The sequence below is a fragment of the Rhizobium sp. BK312 genome, assembly GCF_014193605.1.
Lineage (GTDB): Bacteria > Pseudomonadota > Alphaproteobacteria > Rhizobiales > Rhizobiaceae > Rhizobium.
On the sequence record NZ_JACHZP010000009.1, the window covers coordinates 1 to 17,459 of the forward strand.

A 17,459-nucleotide genomic window follows, 5' to 3' on the forward strand; every position below is an offset into this window, starting at 1 on the left:
ATATCTATAGAATCTTGCAAATGAAGTAATAACAGATATTATTATGTCGCGTTTCTAAATTGATTACTTTGTCTCATCTCTAAATAGCTGTGACATTAGTTGTAGCCGGGTACATTCTTTTTTCAAGTGCGACAGACACACAGCATCAGCCATGGTTTCTTGAGCACCGGATGGCCTGCTCTTTTGCGCGATTGAACATGCCTGCCCCTCATGCCTCCAGTGTCATGACAACGATCCAGGCCTGCCATCTGACGGCAGGGATTTTGAGCAGCAGATTGTCGATCTGTTCGCCTGTACCCCGGACCGCGGCGCCGAGCGGGCTCCTGCGAAACGGAATGGAAGCAAGCGCAGCGAGCCCGAAAAACTCCAGATCACACTTCGAGAAATATTTGCGCACGATCTCGAAGTCGGATTTCAAGAGCGGATGCTCATCGACCGTTCGGGCCTCCGGCGTCCGATTGCGATAGAGATTGATCACGGGGTTGTGGCCGAGTGGTTCGAAGAAGAAAGCCTTGCCACCGGGTCTGAGCACACGCCGGATCTCGCTAAGCGATTTCTCCAGAACCAGATGGTGCAGGATGCCGCTGCCGAAGACGACGTCAAAACCCGCTGACGGCAGGCTCATATCCTCGGCATTATCGACCTGAAACGTCACGTTGTCGATTCCGAGGAGAGCCGCCGAATTCTTGGCCTGCTGAATAGCGACATCAGAAATGTCGATACCGGTGATCCGCTCGGCGGAGTGCGCAAGACCAATACTGCTCATGCCGTTCGAGCATCCGTATTCGAGCACATCCCTTTCGGGACAAGCCGCCCTCACCAGCCGCCAATAGGTGTCCACGGCGGCTCTGACGGCGAAATAAAACGAATCCTCCTTGCGCTCCTCCACCGCACCGAAGCGTTCATTGTGAAAGTCGCGCTCACGCGTCAAACGTGCATCATCATACGTCATTCCGGTCCTCCCAACTTGACCCTAATGCGTTGAAATATTTGCTTTGCGAGATTTTACAGGAGCATCAGACCGGTCGCGGCCAATGATGGATCCTTCATTTCGGAGAATACAAACTGAAACCAGATATCTCCGCCTACGCGAATTCGCAGTTCGGCGCTGATTCCTACCAAATCACGGCAAGCGCAGCGAACGAGCAACAGTAGACATAGGGCAGTCCGCCAGTTCGGCAATCACTGTTCGACTATTCATCATGAGAGAGCCCTCTCACTGATCAACCATGAAAAAGCCTTGCGTGAAGGTGGCAGGTCAGCTTCTCCACGGAGCGGCTTCGGAAACGGAGCCCCCCCTCGTCAGCCGCCCAAAGATCAATGGTCGGCCGGACGCTGAAATCAAGCAGAAGTCAGTTCGCCCAGCTTTGCTTGGGAGCGCCGGTCGATACCGTGGTCGTTGATGCCACGGGGGCGAGATAGGTGTCCAGAAGGTTCGCCATCTTGTCGTCGCGAATTTGCGCCGTCTTCTCCCCCATCACGACGCCGACGACGCGGCGGCCGTTTTTCGAGGCTGACGTCACGAGATTGTAGCCGGAGGCATCGGTATAGCCGGTCTTGATGCCATCGGCGCCTGCGTAACGATACATCAGATTGTTGTGGCCCCGCAGCTTCATGCCGCGGAACTTCATGCCGCGCAGCGAGAAAAGTTTGAACTCTTCCGGAAAGTCGCGCATGAGCGCAACGCCCAGCGTTGCCATATCGTGTGCGGTCGTGACCTGTTCCGGATCCGGCAAACCTGACGGATTCTTGAAGACGGTCTTGCTCATACCAAGCTGGTGCGCCTTCGCGGTCATGATCTTGCCGAAGCTCTCCTCCGAGCCACCAAGCTGCTCGGCAATCGCGACAGCCGCATCATTGGCCGACAGGACGACGATGCCTTCGACAGCCTCGCGCGTCGTGACCTTGCGGCCTGCACCGATCGCGAATTTGAAGGGCTCCTTGCTCTCGGCATTCTCCGACATGTTCAGCTTCTGATCCCATTTCAGGCGACCGTCATGCAGCGCTTCGAAGGCGAGATAAAGCGTCATCATCTTGGTGAGCGAGGCCGGATAATTCAGCTCGTTCTCGTTCGATGCTTCCAGCACCTGACCGCTATGCGCATCCACGAGATAACTCGCCTGCCCGGCCTCCGCTGCCGAAGCTGCGCCGAGAAGCGATAGGGTCGAAATCGCCGCGGCGAGGAGCAGGGATTTTGTCTTGAGCATGGATTTTGCGGTCTCTTACTTTGATGTTCCAGGCGAAACAGCAGATCACCGAGGAAACCGGCTGCCTGCTTTCGAGCGGAATGGATCGGGCAAATCTGTGGCGGAAAAAAGAACAATGGGATGAAAAAAGGACGATCGGAAAATACTCCCCAGACCATTTTGCCCGCCCTCGCCCAAATGCCAAGCTTTCAACCGCTTTCCGCCAGCAATCGCTGCAAAATACCGCTATTCCAACCCGCGCGCCGATGGTTTGAACGCCTTCAAGCGCCCTATCCCCAGAACCATGACTTATTGACTTCGGTCCTGGCCTCGGTGCGCGTCATGCCAATGTCTCGAAGCTGGTCATCGGTCAGCTCGCGCAGGTTCCATCTCGTCTCGCGCTTTTCAAGATAGGTCAGGAATCTCTCCAGCGCTTTTCGCCACAATTCTCGCTTTCGCCGACCTCTACCTGCAACGGCGGCCGCTGCTTGCATCGGTCTGTTGATATCGGTCGTCATTTTCCTGCTCCTCAGGCTCATTTGAACATGAGCTTAGGATGCACTGGCGCTGACAATGAATGAAGCTTATGATATTTATACAAATCATAAGGAATTCTTTTTGCTCAACCTGGATCAGCTAGCCGCCTTTGTCAGTGTTGTCGATCTCGGAAGCTTTACAGCCGCTGCCGACAAGGTCGGGCTCACACAACCGGCTGTCAGCCTGCAGGTGAAACTGCTGGAACAGCATCTCGGCGTAAAGCTGATCGAGCGCGTCGGCAGGCGGGCGCAGCCCTCGCCGGCCGGGCTTGATTTGCTTGCGCATGCCCGCCGCATCATCGAAGCCTGCTCGATCGCAGAGGAATCGATGACGCCTTTTCGGGAGGGATCGGTCGGACGCGTGCGGATCGGCAGCGGCGGCACCGCTTCGATTCATCTGCTGCCGCGCGCCATCGCCATGGCAAAGAAGCGCATGCCCGATCTCGAGATCATCGTCCGTGTCGGCAATATCGAGGAGATCCTGCGTGATCTCGAAGCCAATGCGCTGGACCTCGCGGTCGTTGCCCTGCCCGCCTCTGGCCGTTCGCTGGAAGTCGAGCCATTCCATGAAGACGAGCTTTTGGCCGTGGCACCCAAGGGAAGCGCGATGCCGGAGGGCGGGCCAGATGTAGAATTCATGAAAACCAAGACGATGCTGCTTTACGAAGGCGGCAACACGCGTCGCGCCACGAATGGATGGTTCGAGGCCGGCGGGGTTCACCCCGAGCCGGCCATGGAGTTCGGCAGTGTCGAAGCCATCAAGGAACTGGTCGCCGCCGGCCTCGGATGGTCCATCCTTCCCGACATGGCTCTGAGACGGGATAGGTCGGGCCAGCTGGTTACCTCGCCACTCAAGCCGAGGCTCGTTCGGCAACTCGGCATGGTGTTGCGCCGGGACAAGCATCTCACAAGAGGCCTTCGCGAAGTCATGAAAGCGCTGCGTGATTTTCAAACATCGGAATAGGCGATGTAAGCCTTGGCGGGACATCTAGACGGTGTCCCGCCGCCAGCCTTTGGCTGCCTATTCGAGCCGCCTGCGGCGCTCCATCTCCTCTTCAGAGGGATTCTGACCAACGAAGGAGCCCGTCTTCACCGGCCCATCGGGTTCGTAGGTCGCGAAGATGACGCCGGTCGGAGAGATCTTGCTGCGCAGCAGCTTCATTGCGCAAGGCACTGCCCCGCCGGCAAACAGCTTCTTGCCGCCGCCCAGCACCAGCGGAAAGATCACCAGATGGTATTCGTCGATCAGCCCGTGGCGGAGGAGGGTCTGAATGAAATCGCCACTGCCCTGGATCAGCAGATCCGGCCCCTCACCCGCCTTCAGTTCCTTGATTGCAGCAACGACATCCTTGCCGAGCGATCGGCTCCTGTTCCATTTCAATTCGGCGTCGCCGCGCGTCGCGACATATTTGCTGACGCTGTTGAATTTATTGGCAATCGGATTGTCGTTGTCGATATAGGGCCAATAGGCTGCGAAAATGTCATATGTCTTGCGGCCGAGCAGTAGATCGAACGGCTTTTCGAACAGTTCGAAGAGCGTCTTGCCGGTTTCTTCGTCAGAGTGCGGGAAGACCCAACCGCCATACTTGAAGCCGCCGGTCGGATCCTCGTCCGGACCACCGGGCGCCTGCATGACGCCGTCGAGGCTGATGAATGTCGCTGCGATAATCTTGCGCATGATGCTCTCCTTTTCTGGCATGGTGCCCCAAGGACGCCTCATCAAACTCCATCCCGACATCTCATCGGCAATTTTTTGAACACGCAATCTAACGTTCGCGTGGCACTTGTGACCGATTGACTCTTGAACGTCGCCATGGAATCGGCAAAATTCATCCTATCAATACTTTCCTTGAGATACGAACCCGTCAGCGGGCCCGCCTCGTTCAATTATGCCTGGATAAAAGCGTGAGCAGCGATTCATCAAGAAGCGCCGCGAAGCCATTGGCCTCGCGTGCGCATATCAATGCGGTCGGGTGGGGCCAAGGCCTGTCGACGATCGTCCGGATCACCCATATGACGCTGCGCCACCCATGGCAGACGAGCTTCGCCATAGTGGCAACATTCGTAGCTGCAACGTTGCAGCTGACGATCCCGCGCCTGCTCGGTCGCGCGGTCGATCAGACACAGACAGCGGTCGCTGGCGGTACCGCTGGCCAGATCGCCGAAAATGCTTTGATGACGACCGCTTTGCTGCTGCTCGTCGTCAGCGTTCTGCGCGGCCTGTTCACGATGGTGCAGAATTATTACAGCGAATCGGTCGGTCACCATATGGGCTATGAGCTCCGGCTTGCCTGCTACGAGAAGATCCAGCAGCTCTCCTTCAGCTTCCACGATAAGGTCCATTCCGGTGATCTTATCACCGTCGGCCTGCTCGATCTCGAAGGCGTGCGCATGTATTTCTCCACCGCGCTGGTGCGCATGGTGCTGCTCACCATGCTGATCGGTGTCGGCGCCTATATGCTGCTTACGACGGATGTGGCACTTGGCCTCCTGGCCTTGAGTTTCGTGCCCTTCGTCGCTTGGCGCTCCTCCGTCACACAGCTGCGGCTGCGTTCGACATGGCTGGAGCTACAGGAACGGCTCTCGGTGCTGACGCGCGTCATGGAGGAAAATCTCGGCGGCATCCGTGTCGTCCGGGCCTTTGCCGCTCAGGCGCATGAAATCCTGAAGTTCGATCGTGCCTCCCACAATGCGCTTTCGCTGGCGCACAAGCGCGTCGGCATCCGCGTGGTTAACACCAGCGCCATGAACTTCTCCTTTTTCGCGTCTATGGGGCTAGTGCTTTGGCTGGGTGGTCTCAAGGTCATCAATGGCGAGATCAGCGTCGGCACGCTGGCCTCGTTCCTGACCTTCATGACCATCTTGCAGATGCCGGTGCGCCAGCTTGGCCTGATGGTGAATGCCTTCGCCCGCGCATCGACCTGTGGTTCGCGCCTGTTTGCGCTGCTCGATCTCGATATCCCCATCAAGGATGCGCCGGACGCCAAGCCGCTCGTCGTGACCGACGGCACGCTGCGGTTCGAGAATGTGGACTTCAGCTATCTAGGCGCTGAAGAGCGCCCAGTGTTGAAGAATATCTGTTTCGAGGCAAGACGCGGTGAAACGATCGGCATTGTCGGCCCGCCCGGTAGCGGCAAGTCCACCATCGCGCATCTCATTCCACGCTTCTACGATGTCACGGCCGGAGGGATCACTCTTGACGGTCAGGATATCCGCAAGGCGACACTGCAATCGCTGCGACAGAACGTTGCCGTCGTGCAGCAGGATTCCTTCCTGTTCACCACAAGCATCGAGAACAACATCGCCTATGGCGATCCTTGGGCAAAGGAAACCCGCATCGAGCGCGCCGCAGAGTCGGCGCAGTTGCATAATTATATTCTCGGCCTGCCCGCCGGCTACACCACGGTCGTCGGCGAGCGCGGCGTATCTCTTTCCGGTGGTCAGCGCCAGCGTCTGACGATCGCTCGCACATTGATGCTGAAGCCCGCCGTCATGGTCTTCGACGATTCCACCGCCGCGATCGACGCCGCGACGGAGCAGCGCATCCGCAGCGCCATGAAGCGTTTTGCCCGCGACCGCGTGACCCTGATCGTCGCCCATCGACTGAGCTCGCTGATGCATGCCGACCAGATCCTCTTCATCGAGGATGGCGAGATCGTCGAGCGCGGCACGCATGAGCAGCTTTTGGCCGCCGCTGGCCGTTACAAGGCGCTTTACGATCTCCAGGTTCGCCCGGAGGACGATGTCGTCAGGACGTCGGGCGACGTGCTCGAAAGAGCAAAGAGGGAGGTATGACAATGTCGGACATCACCGAAACCGAGCGCAACGATGTGCGCGACGACGGTCGCCGCCCTCCCCGCGCAGTTGTCGGCTCGCACCGTGTCGAAGAAGAGATCTTTGGCAAGGTCTTCGACAGCAAGATCATCCGCCGCATCTGGGCCTTCGTCAGCCCCTACCGCCGGCAGGTCTATATTTCGGTCGTCGCCGTTCTGCTTTTCACGGGATCGCAGATCGTCATCCCGCTCGTGATCCGGCATGCGATCGACAAGGCGATGGCACCCGGTGCCATCGATTACTCCGCGCTTTGGCTGTCCCTGGCGATTTTTTCTGCGGCCATTCTCGTCAACTACGGCGCGAGCTACGTGCAAGAAACCTTTGTCGGCCAAGTCGCCGAAGAAGTGTTGTTCGACATCCGCCGGGCGATGTTCGCGCATCTGCAGCGCGTCTCTCTGTCCTTCATGGACAAGACGGAAGTCGGACGTTTGATGTCGCGCCTGCAGGGCGACGTGAACTCGATGCAGGAATTCCTTGAAACTTCAGTGCTTTCCGTCGGCGATATAGCCCTGCTTTTCGGCATCGTCATCGTCATGCTGTCGCTCGATTTCCGGCTCGGCCTGCTGACGCTATCCGTCATGCCGATCCTCTTCATCGTGCGGCTGTTCTGGCTGCCGAAAGCGCGTGTCGCCTTCATGAACGCGCATGAGACCAACTCCGTCACCAATGGGGCGCTGGCGGAGGCCATCCATGGCGTACGCGCTGTCCAGGGCATGCATCGGCAATCCGTCAATTTCGCTCTTTTTGATGACAAGGCACATACGAATCTTCAGTCGCATCTGACGGCGGCACGCTATGCGCAGATCATGGTGCCGATCGTCGATACGCTGACCGGCATGGCTATGGCGATCGTTATCATTGTCGGCGGCTCGATGGTGCTGAACCACAGGCTCGATGTCGGCATCATGGTCGCCTTCCTGTTCTACATCCAGCGCTTCTTCGATCCGATCCGCTCGCTCACCATGCAATATTCGGTGATGCAGCGCGCCATGGCCTCCGGCCAGCGGTTGACCGAGGTGCTTGATGTTCCGATCGACATCAAGGATGCGCCCGATGCGATCGAGCTCTCGGCCGACATGGACGGCTCGGTGGAATTTCGCGATGTGATCTTCGGCTATGATCCGAAGCACCCTGTGCTGAAGAATGTCAGCTTCAGGGTCAATCCAGGAGAAACGGTGGCGCTGATTGGGCCGACGGGCTCGGGCAAATCCAGTTCGATGGCGCTTATCCATCGCTTCTATGATGTGCAGCAGGGCCAGGTACTGGTCGGCGGTCACGACGTACGCTCCCTCACCCAAGATTCGCTCGGCCGCCAGATCGCCATGGTGCTGCAGGAGCCGTTCCTCTTCACTGGCACGGTGCTGGAGAATATCCGCTACAACAAGACGGAGGCGACGCGCGAGGAAGTCATAGAAGCCGCCAAGGCCGTCGGCGCGCATGAGTTCATCATGCGCCTTCCGGATGGCTACGATTCCGTTCTCGGCGAGCGCGGCGGCGGTCTTTCGCTCGGCCAGCGCCAGCTCGTCAGCTTCGCCCGCGCTCTCGTGGCCGATGCCAAGATCCTCGTGCTCGACGAAGCGACGGCGAATATCGACAGCTACACCGAAATGCTGATTCAGAAGGCGTTGGTGAAGCTGCTCGAAGGCCGCACCGGTCTCGTCATCGCCCATCGTCTGGCCACCATCCGCGAAGCCGACCGCATCATCGTGCTGCAAAACGGTCAACTGCTTGAAAGCGGCAACCACAATCAGCTGATGGCAAACGGCAAGCTTTACTCGAAGCTCTATAACCTCAATTATGCGTCCTTCGACGATATTCCGGAGGAGGAGGCGTCTGCTTCAGTGCCTGCGGAGTCGCAGACCTAGAGTAAGGTCACACAAAACTGTTGGGGGCATAATCAACAATGACCGACAGTATTCTGGTTCTCTACGGTTCCTACCGCTCGGATCGCCTCGGCATCCGTCTCGCGAATTATCTCGTAACCAGCCTGCGTCAGCGCGGAAACGATGTGGAGCTCATCGACGCCAAGGCAGTTGGCCTGCCGATGCTGGACCGAATGTATAAGGAATATCCCAAAGGCTCCGCTCCTTCGGCCATGGAGCAGCTTGCCGAGAAAATTCTGGCTGCCGATGCCTTCGTCTTCGTCACGGGCGAATATAATTGGGGCATGCAACCCGGCCTGAAAAACCTGACCGACCATTACCTTGAGGAGTGGTTTTGGCGACCGGCGGCGATTGCCAGCTATTCTGGCGGCCGCCTTTCCGGCGCCCACGCGGCGGTCTCCTGGCATGGCACCCTTTCCGAGATGGGAATGGTCGTCATCTCAAGCACCCTCGCAGTCGCCAATATCTCGGCCGCGTTGGACGCTGACGGCAAACCTACCGGGAACGGAGGCGATGCCCTTGCGAAAGCATTTCCCCGTTTTGCCGAGGACCTCGCCTGGTGGACCGAGGCAGCAAAACAGCAGCGTGCCCGCAAGGCACCTCCCTATTGAAACCTCTTTGCGATGAACAATTATCTCGTATAGATGACTTGTTCGGCTCCAAACCGCTGCAATCGTCGTAGCTCCTTCATTCCTAGCCTTTCGAGCAGACGGCGGGACGCAGTGTTGGCAGACTGGGTTTCCGCTATCAGCCGCTTGAGCTGCAGATCATTCAGAGCAAATTCGATGACACACATTGCTGCTTCGGTTGCATAACCGAAGCCCCACGCATCAGGATGAAGCTGATAAGATAGTTCATAATCCTCGCCGTCTGTGTGGCGTGAAATGCTAATCAAGCCAAGAGGATGTCGCACTTCCCTGGTTTCCACCAGCCAAACCAACTTTCCCTCGGCGAACGAGAGATAATCAGATATCGCCGCTTCGCGCTGAACAGTCGGAACAGGACCGCCGAGAAAGCGCCGCACCTCGTCATGGCTGATCAACTCTCCGATGAACGAGACGTCGGAAGTAAGAATTTGGCGTAGGTGTAACCGCTCCGTGATGAAATATGGGGTTGTTATCATATCGCTACGCCAGTGGGATTCTCTCTCAATATCAATCCTATAAGAAGCTGAACATCTGGATTGAAATTATGGCAAGCGGATTCCGGTTCGCTCCATTTTATTGCTGATACCCTGATGCAAATTCCCATAAATGCTGCGCCAGTTTAGTAACTTGCATCATGATAGCTACTTGTGCTATCTGCCTCCACATGCAGAGAACGAGCTTCAGCAGTTTCAAATGCCCAGCCGCCCGTGCGCTCGAAAGTGTCGGCGACTGGTGGAGTATCTTGATCCTGCGCGATGCGCTTCAGGGGTTGAGGCGGTTTGATGAATTCCAGAAAAGCCTTGGAATTGCACCCAATATTCTGACGCGCCGGCTCAAGCATCTGACCGATGAAGGCCTGTTTGAGCGACAACTCTATCAAGAGCGGCCGCCACGCTACGAATATGTCTTGACTAACAAGGGCCGAGATTTCTTCCCTGTGCTGATGGCGCTCTTCACTTGGGGCAATCGGCACTTGCCTGCCGAAGAAGTCGCCGTGCGGCTAGCCGACGCTAACACCGGTGAAGATCGCGACCCGCTTCTCATCGACCGCGTCACCGGCCGCGCCTTTCAGCCCGAAGACACGATCCTCGTGCCGGGACCGGCCGCCGACGACGCGGTTCACGAACGCATTGCCCAGATGAAAGCATGGTTTCTGGGCTTCGACGCCTGAGATAATAGGAGCAAAAGATGGATCGTATCGTCGTCACCGGCATGGGGCTGGTTTCGCCCCTTGGCGTAGGTGTCAATGCAAGCTGGAAGAGGCTTGTCGAGGGGCGCTCAGGCCTGAGGCTGTTGCCCGAGGAGATGGTGGGCGATCTCGGGGCGAAGATCGGCGGCGTCGTTCCCGATAGCGCCGAAGATCCCGAGGCTGGCTTCGATGCCGATCGCTATGTGCCCGTCAAAGACCAGAAGAAGATGGATCGCTTCATCCTCTTCGCCATGGCTGCCGCCGAGGAAGCGATCCTCCAGTCAGGCTGGCAACCGACTGACGTCGGCGCTCTGGAGCGGACGGCCACGATCATTGCATCGGGCGTCGGTGGCTTTCCCGCCATCGCCGATGCTGTGCGCACAGCCGAAACGAAGGGCGTGCGGCGTTTGTCACCCTTCACGATCCCCTCCTTCCTCGTCAATCTTGCCGCCGGCCAGGTGAGTATCCGCTATGGTTTCAAGGGGCCGCTCGGTGCGCCGGTCACCGCCTGTGCAGCCAGCGTGCAGGCAATCGGCGACGCGGCGCGGCTGATCCGCTCCGGAGAGGCCGATGTTGCCATCTGCGGCGGAGCGGAAGCCTGCATCGACAAGGTCAGCCTTGGCGGCTTTGCTGCGGCGCGTGCGCTTTCAACAGGCTTCAGCAATCGCCCTGAGGAAGCCTCCCGTCCCTTCGACAGTGGCCGTGACGGCTTCGTCATGGGTGAAGGCGCGGGAATGCTTGTCATCGAGACGTTGGAGCATGCCCTTGCGCGTGGTGCCACGCCGCTTGCCGAGCTTGTCGGCTATGGCACCGCCGCCGATGCCTATCACATGACGGCAGGGCCGGAAGACGGCGATGGCGCACGCCGGGCTATGCTCGCTGCCCTCGCCCAAGCACGGATTTCGCCTGCCGAGGTCAAACACCTGAATGCGCACGCGACATCGACCCAAGTCGGTGACCGCGGCGAGATGGAAGCAATTAAGACCGTCTTCGGCCGCGAGGGTGCGATTGCCGTCAGTGGCACGAAGGCGGCGACTGGCCACCTTCTGGGCGCGGCCGGCGGCATGGAAGCGATCTTCACCATCATGGCGCTGCGGGACCAGATCGCGCCGCCGACGCGCAATCTGCAGGATCCGGATCCCGCGGCCGAGGGCATCGACATTGTCGGCGGCACGGCGCGACCGATGGCCATGGACTACGCAATCTCCAATGGTTTCGGTTTCGGCGGCGTCAACGCCAGCGCCCTCTTCCGCCGCTGGCAGTAATCGCTTCTGCTTGCGATCAAAGCGCGCTAAGCTTTCTCCATATGGCTGGGGACGGACATGCGCGCTTTTTCTTTCGCCGTTTTTCTCTTCTGCGTTGCCTTTGCACCGGTCGCTTACGCGGAAGATCCGGTGCAAACGGCACAGAGCCTTATTGAGCAGCAGATCGGAGCTTTTCTGCACGATGATGCAGCAACGGCCTATTCCTTCGCCGCACCTGGCATCAAGGCGCTCTTTCCCGACAAGGACAGCTTCTTCGCCATGGTGAGGAAGAACTACCTGCCGGTCTATCATCCCGGCAACTATGCCTTCGGCAAAAGCCGCGCGATCGACAATGGCGCAGTCGTCTATCAGGAGGTGTTGATCACAGGCACTGATGACAAGGACTGGACGGCGATCTACCAGATAACTCGTCAGCCGGACGGCAGTTATAAGATCAACGGCGTGCAGATTCTTGCCAAAACGGCAAGTGAGGGCATTTAGAGCATTTCCGCTTTTATTCGAATCGCGAAAACGCTCTATCTTTTTGTTTTTACGCAGTTCCGGACGCAAAACCGCTTCGCACTTTTGCTGGAACTGCTCTAAGGCATCGCTGGCCACAAAATGCAAACAGCGCACCTCTAAACAAGAGGCGCGCTGTCATAAAGCATGGGCCTGATCTTATTAACCGCGAACTCTAAGCGAGTTTCCTGCGGGCGTGTTGCCTTCGAATTCCGGCCGCGGCTGCGGAATCACAACTGTCGAAGCCGGCATAGGCGTATTCGTGTATGTGGTCTCGCCGCTCGAGAGCGGTCCTGAAATTGCCATGTCCGTAGGTGCGGGCGTCGGGATCGGAACCGCAGTCGGGATGACGACGGCACTCTGCGGCATGGTCACCGTCGGATTCGAGACCGGCGTGAAGGCCGCTACGGCAGACGTCATGGACGCAGGCTGCGTTTCCGGCAGGACAAACGGAGATTGCGGCGCGCCCTGCGCGGGCACGTAATTCATCGCAACCTCATAGGCCGGAAGCGGCGCAGGCGTCTGCAATTCGCCATCGCGACCACGCTTCTCATAGAACGCGTTGCCGCCAGCATAAGCGACGTAGTGCATATTATCGTATGGGAATCTCAGGCCTTCGGTATGAAAGAACATCGCGTCCTTCACCTGGGGATGCCGTTCGCCGCGCAGGATCTTCGAGGCAGCGACTTCAAGATCGGGCTTTGCCTGGTCCTTGACTTCCCTGGTCATCACGCCTGGAGCGAACTGCTTTTCCTGGGCAACGACGCCGCATATCGTAGGCGGATAAGCACCGGAGGTCAGCCGGTTCATTACGACCGTACCGACAGCCATGTAACCGCTCGGGTCGGAACGCTCTGATTCGAAGTACATTGCCCGTTCGAGACAGTCTTTGTCCTTCGTCGTGTAATTGTATGTTACTTTAGCGCCACGAATGGGCTTGGTGGTATTGCTGGGGGTGGGGGTTGTCTTCTGCGTCGTCGTGCAGCTCGTAGCGGCCAAACCGACAACCAATAGTCCCGAAAGACATGCCCCGAATTTGCGTTGCGCCCTCAACGGCAAGTGCCTCCTATTTTCGGTAGTACAGCCCTTATCGATTAAGAGAATGCGTTTTAGCCGGATTTTTTCAAAATTCCAAGCGGCCACGCAATCAAATCTGCCAATGACGTTTTTCAAAGGCGGATGGACCGTTTATTCCGATTCGCTATTTTTCCCAATGGTTTATTGTCGCCGAGCTCATTTTGAAACACGGCCGGGAACGGAAATTGCCCAAGGCAAGCCCGTTCCAGCCGGCTCAGAATGATGTTTGTTAAGGATAGCAATCAATCGATAATAAATGATTTACCAACAGAGCAAGGTCCATGCGCCAGCCGACTTCGACGAGGATTCGCCCCGGCGCGAAACAATAGAACGACCAATTGCCGCGTATGATCGAAGGTGGTTTCGAAACTTCACAGCCGCTCGATTTCACCCGCTCGAACAACAGATCAACCGCCTCGCGGGAGGGCTGCATGAAGCCGATGTGATAGGTATTGCGACCGACGGAGACGCCATCGGCGCCACCGAATTTCGCGACAGGCCGGCTGATGACAAGTTCAAGTCCGGCATCGTCGCGAAGGATGGCAAGGCCATTTGCGCCCCGCGTTTCCACCTCCGTCAGACCGAAAACGGAAACAAAAAAATCCCGGGTCGCGGCGACATCGGGAACGTGCAAATCCAGGTGGTTCAGTCTCATGACAGCTCCAAAAGGCTTTCCCGCGGAGACATGTCGGTCGAAACGGCACGCCAACGCGAGACACTCGACCACAATGGTCAAGTTCCGCGTCGCGGGCTCTCATAACTAACGGCTAGGAGCAGTGCTTCCAGATTGGAAGGGGTTGGGCCTACCGAAACCAACCCTGCCTTTTTCGACACGCTTCTGTTAGCGCGAAACCGCCACTGGAGCAAGATCGCGTGGCGCATCCTCGTCGTCATTGAATCAAACGGGCTCGAGATCACCCCTCGCCCAATTTTCCTGCGTCTCGGCCATGAAATCGGCAAAGCGGCCTTCGGCGATCGCCTGGCGAATGCCCTGCATCAGTTCCTGATAGTAGGCGAGATTGTGCCAGGAGAGCAGCATACCGCCGAGCGCTTCGTTGGCGCGGACGAGATGGTGCAGATAGGCGCGGGAATAATCCCGCGAGGCCGGGCAATTGGACTGCTCGTCTAGCGGACGCATGTCTTCGGCGTGGCGGGCATTGCGGATATTCACCTTGCCGCGGCGCGTGAAGGCCAATCCATGACGACCCGAGCGGGTCGGCATCACGCAATCGAACATGTCGATGCCGCGGGCGACGGATTTCAGGATGTCGTCGGGCGTGCCGACGCCCATCAGATAGCGCGGCTTCTCCGTCGGCAGCTCCGGAAGCGTGATCTCGAGCATGCGCAGCATGACTTCCTGTGGCTCGCCGACGGCAAGGCCGCCGACCGCATAGCCCTTCAGGTCCATACCGCTCAGCGCCTGTGCGGAGCGGACGCGCAGCTCCGGCACGTCGCCACCCTGGACGATGCCGAACATCGCCTTGCCGGGCTGTTTGCCGAAGGCAACCTTGCAGCGCTCCGCCCACCGCAGCGACATTTCCATGGCGCGCTCGATTTCCTTTGGCGTTGCCGGCAGGGCGACGCATTCGTCGAGCTGCATCTGGATATCGGAGCCGAGCAATCCCTGGATCTCGATCGATCGCTCCGGTGACATGTGATGCAAGCTGCCGTCGACATGCGATTTGAAGGTGACGCCCTGCTCATCGAGTTTACGCAGACCGGACAGCGACATCACCTGAAAGCCGCCTGAATCGGTGAGGATCGGGTGCGGCCAGCGGATCAGCTGGTGCAGGCCGCCAAGGCGGGCGACGCGCTCGGCTGTCGGGCGCAACATCAGGTGATAGGTATTACCGAGAATGATATCGGCGCCTGTTTCGCGTACCTGATCGAGATACATCGCCTTGACTGTGCCGACGGTACCGACAGGCATGAAGGCCGGCGTGCGGATCGTGCCGCGCGGCATGGAAACTTCCCCGAGGCGGGCGCCACCATCGGTCTTCTTCAATTGAAACTGAAAGCTCTCGCTCATTTCGTCCTAGTCTTTCCGGTGGAGCAGGCTGCCATCGCCATAGGAATAGAAGCGATAGCCCGTCTCGATAGCATGGGTATAGGCCGCGCGCATCGTATCGAGGCCGGCAAAGGCCGATACGAGCATGAATAGGGTCGAGCGCGGCAAGTGGAAATTGGTCATCAGCATGTCAACGGCCTTGAAGCGGTAGCCGGGCGTGATGAAGATGCCGGTAGCGCCTTGCCAGGGCTGGATTGTGCCGTCGTTAGCGGCGGCGCTTTCGATCAGTCGCAGCGACGTGGTGCCGACGCAGACGATGCGCCCACCCCTCGCCTTGACGGCGTTGAGCTTCTCGGCGGTGGCGGCATCGACATAGCCGATCTCGAAATGCATCTTGTGGTCGTCGGTATCGTCGGCCTTGACCGGCAGGAAGGTGCCGGCGCCGACATGCAGCGTCACGAAATGCCGCTCGACGCCCATGGCATCGAGCGCGGCAAAGAGCGACGGCGTGAAGTGCAGGCCGGCGGTGGGCGCTGCGACCGCGCCCTCTTCACGCGCATAGATCGTCTGATAGTCGGCGCGATCGCGCTCGTCTTCGGGGCGCTTCGCCGCGATGTAAGGTGGCAGTGGAATATGCCCAACGCTGGCAATCGCCTCGTCGAGAGCCGGACCGGACAGATCGAACCGCAGGGTAATCTCGCCGCCCTCGCCCTTTTCCTCGACAGTGGCGTCGAGCGAACCGAGCGCGCAGACATTTTCGCCGTGACCGAACTGGATGCGATCGCCGATCTTGATACGCTTGCCGGGCTTGGCAAAGGCCTTCCAGCGGTCGGGTGCGGCGCGCATATGGAGGGTAGCAGACACCTGCTGGCCGGGCGCGCCTTCGCGGTGACGAATGCCTTCCAGCTGCGCCGGGATAACCTTGGTATCGTTGAAGACCACCGCGTCGCCTGGGCGCAGGAAGGATGGCAGATCCCGTATCTGATAGTCGCTCAGCGCATGCGAGCCATTGTTCGGATCGACAACAAGCAGACGCGCGCTGTCGCGCGGCTCGGCAGGCCTGAGCGCGATACGCTCCTCCGGCAGGTCGAAATCGAAAAGGTCAACACGCATTCAATTGGTCCAGGCAGTTCATCCAGGCAAAGCGAAACCCGCCCCTCACGCCAAAGGCGCAAGAGGCGGGTTTCAGGAATAATCACGATCAGACGTCGGCGGCAACCCGCGCGGATACGATCGAATCCGGATCCTTCACCGGCTCGCCGCGCTTGATCTGGTCAACGAACTCCATGCCGGAGATGACCTGACCCCAAACCGAGTACTGCTTGTTGAGCCAAGGTGCATCGGTGAAGCAGATGAAGAACTGCGAGTTGGCCGAATTCGGGTTCTGCGAACGAGCCATCGAGCACGTGCCGCGAACGTGGGGAGTTGCGGAGAATTCAGCCTTCAGGTCAGGCTTGGACGAGCCGCCGGTGCCTGCGCGAGCGGTGTTGCCGCCAACCTTGCCATGCTCGACATCACCGGTCTGAGCCATGAATCCGTCGATGACGCGATGGAAAACAACGTTGTCATAAGCCTTTTCACGGGCAAGCTCCTTAATGCGGGCAACATGTTCCGGAGCGACCTGCGGCAGAAGCTGAATGACAACCTGGCCCTTGGTGGTTTCCAGGATGAGGGTGTTTTCTGGATCCTTGATCTCAGCCATGTTCGTTTCCTTGTTCTCTCTGTTTGCTTAGGAATTATTTCTTGGTGACGGTGACCTTGACCATCTTGTCAGGGTTGCTCACTTCGCCGTTCTGGCCTTCGCCACGCTTGATCTTGTCGACGAGCTCCATGCCCGAGATGACCTTGCCGACGACCGTGTACTGGCCGTTCAGGAAAGCGCCGTCGGCGAACATGATGAAGAACTGCGAGTTGGCGGAATTCGGGTCCTGGGCGCGCGCCATACCGACAACGCCGCGCGTGAACGGAACCTTGGAGAATTCGGCCGGAAGGTTCGGCAGATCGGAACCGCCGGTGCCGGCCTTGTTCGGATCAAAACCCTTAGAGGCGTTACCATACTGAACGTCGCCCGTCTGAGCCATGAAGCCATCGATGACGCGATGGAACACGACGTTGTCGTAAGCGCCCTTCTTCGCCAGCGCTTCGATCTGGGCGACGTGCTTCGGAGCAACTTCCGGCATCAGCTGGATAACCACCGGGCCGTCCTTGAGCTGGATGGTCAAAAGATCTGCGGCTGCGGCCGAGAACGCACTGCCTGCGAAGGCGGCAAGGCTCAGGAATCCTGCCAATGCAATATGAAAGAGTTTCATGGATGCTCCGTTCGGGATTGGATTTCG

Annotated in this window: 19 protein-coding genes; 8 read left to right on the plus strand and 11 right to left on the minus strand. The window is 58.5% G+C overall.

Going from position 1 to position 17,459, the window contains the following annotated elements:
* Window positions 1–208 precede the first annotated feature (208 nt).
* Complete coding sequence (locus tag FHT85_RS23125; RefSeq protein ID WP_112338402.1) at window positions 209–952, minus strand: class I SAM-dependent methyltransferase; 744 nt, start codon at window positions 950–952, stop codon at window positions 209–211.
* Between the two features lie 400 nt (window positions 953–1,352).
* Window positions 1,353–2,207: a D-alanyl-D-alanine carboxypeptidase family protein gene (locus FHT85_RS23130; protein ID WP_112338401.1), complete on the minus strand. Its 855-nt coding sequence runs from the start codon at window positions 2,205–2,207 to the stop codon at window positions 1,353–1,355.
* A gap of 23 nt (window positions 2,208–2,230) precedes the next feature.
* Here FHT85_RS23130 and FHT85_RS23135 point away from each other — a divergent pair, with 23 nt between their 5' ends.
* Window positions 2,231–2,461, plus strand: coding sequence for a hypothetical protein (locus FHT85_RS23135; RefSeq protein WP_112338400.1), 231 nt, complete (start codon window positions 2,231–2,233; stop codon window positions 2,459–2,461).
* 15 nt (window positions 2,462–2,476) lie between these two features.
* On the opposite strand, the gene FHT85_RS23140 is transcribed toward FHT85_RS23135, so the two are convergent.
* The gene (locus tag FHT85_RS23140; RefSeq protein WP_246780069.1) at window positions 2,477–2,704 is read right to left on the minus strand and encodes a DUF1127 domain-containing protein; all 228 of its coding nucleotides are present in this window, start codon (window positions 2,702–2,704) and stop codon (window positions 2,477–2,479) included.
* Between the two features lie 55 nt (window positions 2,705–2,759).
* Here FHT85_RS23140 and FHT85_RS23145 point away from each other — a divergent pair, with 55 nt between their 5' ends.
* Entirely contained in the window at window positions 2,760–3,686 is a 927-nt protein-coding gene (locus FHT85_RS23145; protein ID WP_112412144.1) for a LysR family transcriptional regulator, read from the plus strand.
* 57 nt (window positions 3,687–3,743) lie between these two features.
* On the opposite strand, the gene FHT85_RS23150 is transcribed toward FHT85_RS23145, so the two are convergent.
* Window positions 3,744–4,400 (minus strand): dihydrofolate reductase family protein, encoded by a 657-nt coding sequence (locus FHT85_RS23150; protein ID WP_112412143.1) that lies wholly within the window; start codon window positions 4,398–4,400, stop codon window positions 3,744–3,746.
* A 227-nt stretch (window positions 4,401–4,627) separates the two neighbouring features.
* On the opposite strand from FHT85_RS23150, the gene FHT85_RS23155 reads away from it, so the two are divergent.
* From FHT85_RS23155 to FHT85_RS23165, 3 genes are read left to right on the plus strand one after another with little or no spacing between them, the layout of a single operon-like run.
* Window positions 4,628–6,517 (plus strand): ABC transporter ATP-binding protein, encoded by a 1,890-nt coding sequence (locus FHT85_RS23155; protein WP_112412142.1) that lies wholly within the window; start codon window positions 4,628–4,630, stop codon window positions 6,515–6,517.
* 2 nt (window positions 6,518–6,519) lie between these two features.
* Entirely contained in the window at window positions 6,520–8,421 is a 1,902-nt protein-coding gene (locus FHT85_RS23160) for an ABC transporter ATP-binding protein (protein WP_112412141.1), read from the plus strand.
* A 38-nt stretch (window positions 8,422–8,459) separates the two neighbouring features.
* On the plus strand, window positions 8,460–9,050 hold the full coding sequence (locus tag FHT85_RS23165; protein WP_112412140.1) for an NADPH-dependent FMN reductase: 591 nt from the start codon (window positions 8,460–8,462) through the stop codon (window positions 9,048–9,050).
* A gap of 20 nt (window positions 9,051–9,070) precedes the next feature.
* Here the strand turns inward: FHT85_RS23165 and FHT85_RS23170 are convergent, their stop codons facing one another.
* Window positions 9,071–9,562, minus strand: coding sequence for a GNAT family N-acetyltransferase (locus FHT85_RS23170; protein ID WP_112412139.1), 492 nt, complete (start codon window positions 9,560–9,562; stop codon window positions 9,071–9,073).
* A 188-nt stretch (window positions 9,563–9,750) separates the two neighbouring features.
* On the opposite strand from FHT85_RS23170, the gene FHT85_RS23175 reads away from it, so the two are divergent.
* The 3 genes from FHT85_RS23175 to FHT85_RS23185 are packed head-to-tail and all read left to right on the plus strand — an operon-like array spanning window position 9,751 to window position 12,020.
* Window positions 9,751–10,257, plus strand: coding sequence for a winged helix-turn-helix transcriptional regulator (locus FHT85_RS23175; RefSeq protein WP_112412138.1), 507 nt, complete (start codon window positions 9,751–9,753; stop codon window positions 10,255–10,257).
* Between the two features lie 17 nt (window positions 10,258–10,274).
* Complete coding sequence (gene fabF, locus FHT85_RS23180; protein WP_112338392.1) at window positions 10,275–11,540, plus strand: beta-ketoacyl-ACP synthase II; 1,266 nt, start codon at window positions 10,275–10,277, stop codon at window positions 11,538–11,540.
* A gap of 57 nt (window positions 11,541–11,597) precedes the next feature.
* A complete protein-coding gene (locus tag FHT85_RS23185; protein ID WP_112412137.1) occupies window positions 11,598–12,020 on the plus strand; it encodes a DUF4864 domain-containing protein in 423 nt (140 codons plus the stop codon).
* Between the two features lie 180 nt (window positions 12,021–12,200).
* On the opposite strand, the gene FHT85_RS23190 is transcribed toward FHT85_RS23185, so the two are convergent.
* The 6 genes from FHT85_RS23190 to FHT85_RS23215 all read right to left on the minus strand — a co-directional run bounded on the left by FHT85_RS23190 (window position 12,201) and on the right by FHT85_RS23215 (window position 17,432).
* Window positions 12,201–13,091 carry a cell wall hydrolase gene (locus FHT85_RS23190; RefSeq protein WP_112412136.1) on the minus strand — a complete coding sequence of 297 codons (891 nt, stop codon included), beginning with the start codon at window positions 13,089–13,091 and terminating at the stop codon, window positions 12,201–12,203.
* Window positions 13,092–13,344: 253 nt separating this feature from the next.
* Entirely contained in the window at window positions 13,345–13,770 is a 426-nt protein-coding gene (locus FHT85_RS23195; protein WP_112412135.1) for a VOC family protein, read from the minus strand.
* Between the two features lie 243 nt (window positions 13,771–14,013).
* Complete coding sequence (tgt, locus tag FHT85_RS23200) at window positions 14,014–15,144, minus strand: tRNA guanosine(34) transglycosylase Tgt (protein WP_112412134.1); 1,131 nt, start codon at window positions 15,142–15,144, stop codon at window positions 14,014–14,016.
* Between the two features lie 6 nt (window positions 15,145–15,150).
* Window positions 15,151–16,236: a tRNA preQ1(34) S-adenosylmethionine ribosyltransferase-isomerase QueA gene (queA, locus tag FHT85_RS23205; protein WP_112400630.1), complete on the minus strand. Its 1,086-nt coding sequence runs from the start codon at window positions 16,234–16,236 to the stop codon at window positions 15,151–15,153.
* Window positions 16,237–16,324: 88 nt separating this feature from the next.
* Window positions 16,325–16,825: a peptidylprolyl isomerase gene (locus tag FHT85_RS23210; RefSeq protein WP_015339890.1), complete on the minus strand. Its 501-nt coding sequence runs from the start codon at window positions 16,823–16,825 to the stop codon at window positions 16,325–16,327.
* Window positions 16,826–16,859: 34 nt separating this feature from the next.
* Window positions 16,860–17,432, minus strand: a complete 573-nt coding sequence (locus FHT85_RS23215; RefSeq protein ID WP_015339889.1) for a peptidylprolyl isomerase — start codon at window positions 17,430–17,432, stop codon at window positions 16,860–16,862.
* Between the last annotated feature and the right edge of the window lie 27 nt (window positions 17,433–17,459).

Bases quoted from the DNA above. Each gene is read 5' to 3' on its own strand.
- FHT85_RS23125 (WP_112338402.1), bottom strand. From the start codon at position 952: ATGACGTATGATGATGCACGTTTGACGCGTGAGCGCGACTTTCACAAT.
- FHT85_RS23130 (WP_112338401.1), bottom strand. From the start codon at position 2,207: ATGCTCAAGACAAAATCCCTGCTCCTCGCCGCGGCGATTTCGACCCTA.
- FHT85_RS23135 (WP_112338400.1), top strand. From the start codon at position 2,231: ATGTTCCAGGCGAAACAGCAGATCACCGAGGAAACCGGCTGCCTGCTT.
- FHT85_RS23140 (WP_246780069.1), bottom strand. From the start codon at position 2,704: ATGACGACCGATATCAACAGACCGATGCAAGCAGCGGCCGCCGTTGCA.
- FHT85_RS23145 (WP_112412144.1), top strand. From the start codon at position 2,760: ATGAATGAAGCTTATGATATTTATACAAATCATAAGGAATTCTTTTTG.
- FHT85_RS23150 (WP_112412143.1), bottom strand. From the start codon at position 4,400: ATGCGCAAGATTATCGCAGCGACATTCATCAGCCTCGACGGCGTCATG.
- FHT85_RS23160 (WP_112412141.1), top strand. From the start codon at position 6,520: ATGTCGGACATCACCGAAACCGAGCGCAACGATGTGCGCGACGACGGT.
- FHT85_RS23165 (WP_112412140.1), top strand. From the start codon at position 8,460: ATGACCGACAGTATTCTGGTTCTCTACGGTTCCTACCGCTCGGATCGC.
- FHT85_RS23170 (WP_112412139.1), bottom strand. From the start codon at position 9,562: ATGATAACAACCCCATATTTCATCACGGAGCGGTTACACCTACGCCAA.
- FHT85_RS23175 (WP_112412138.1), top strand. From the start codon at position 9,751: ATGCAGAGAACGAGCTTCAGCAGTTTCAAATGCCCAGCCGCCCGTGCG.
- fabF (WP_112338392.1), top strand. From the start codon at position 10,275: ATGGATCGTATCGTCGTCACCGGCATGGGGCTGGTTTCGCCCCTTGGC.
- FHT85_RS23185 (WP_112412137.1), top strand. From the start codon at position 11,598: ATGCGCGCTTTTTCTTTCGCCGTTTTTCTCTTCTGCGTTGCCTTTGCA.
- FHT85_RS23195 (WP_112412135.1), bottom strand. From the start codon at position 13,770: ATGAGACTGAACCACCTGGATTTGCACGTTCCCGATGTCGCCGCGACC.
- tgt (WP_112412134.1), bottom strand. From the start codon at position 15,144: ATGAGCGAGAGCTTTCAGTTTCAATTGAAGAAGACCGATGGTGGCGCC.
- queA (WP_112400630.1), bottom strand. From the start codon at position 16,236: ATGCGTGTTGACCTTTTCGATTTCGACCTGCCGGAGGAGCGTATCGCG.
- FHT85_RS23210 (WP_015339890.1), bottom strand. From the start codon at position 16,825: ATGGCTGAGATCAAGGATCCAGAAAACACCCTCATCCTGGAAACCACC.
- FHT85_RS23215 (WP_015339889.1), bottom strand. From the start codon at position 17,432: ATGAAACTCTTTCATATTGCATTGGCAGGATTCCTGAGCCTTGCCGCC.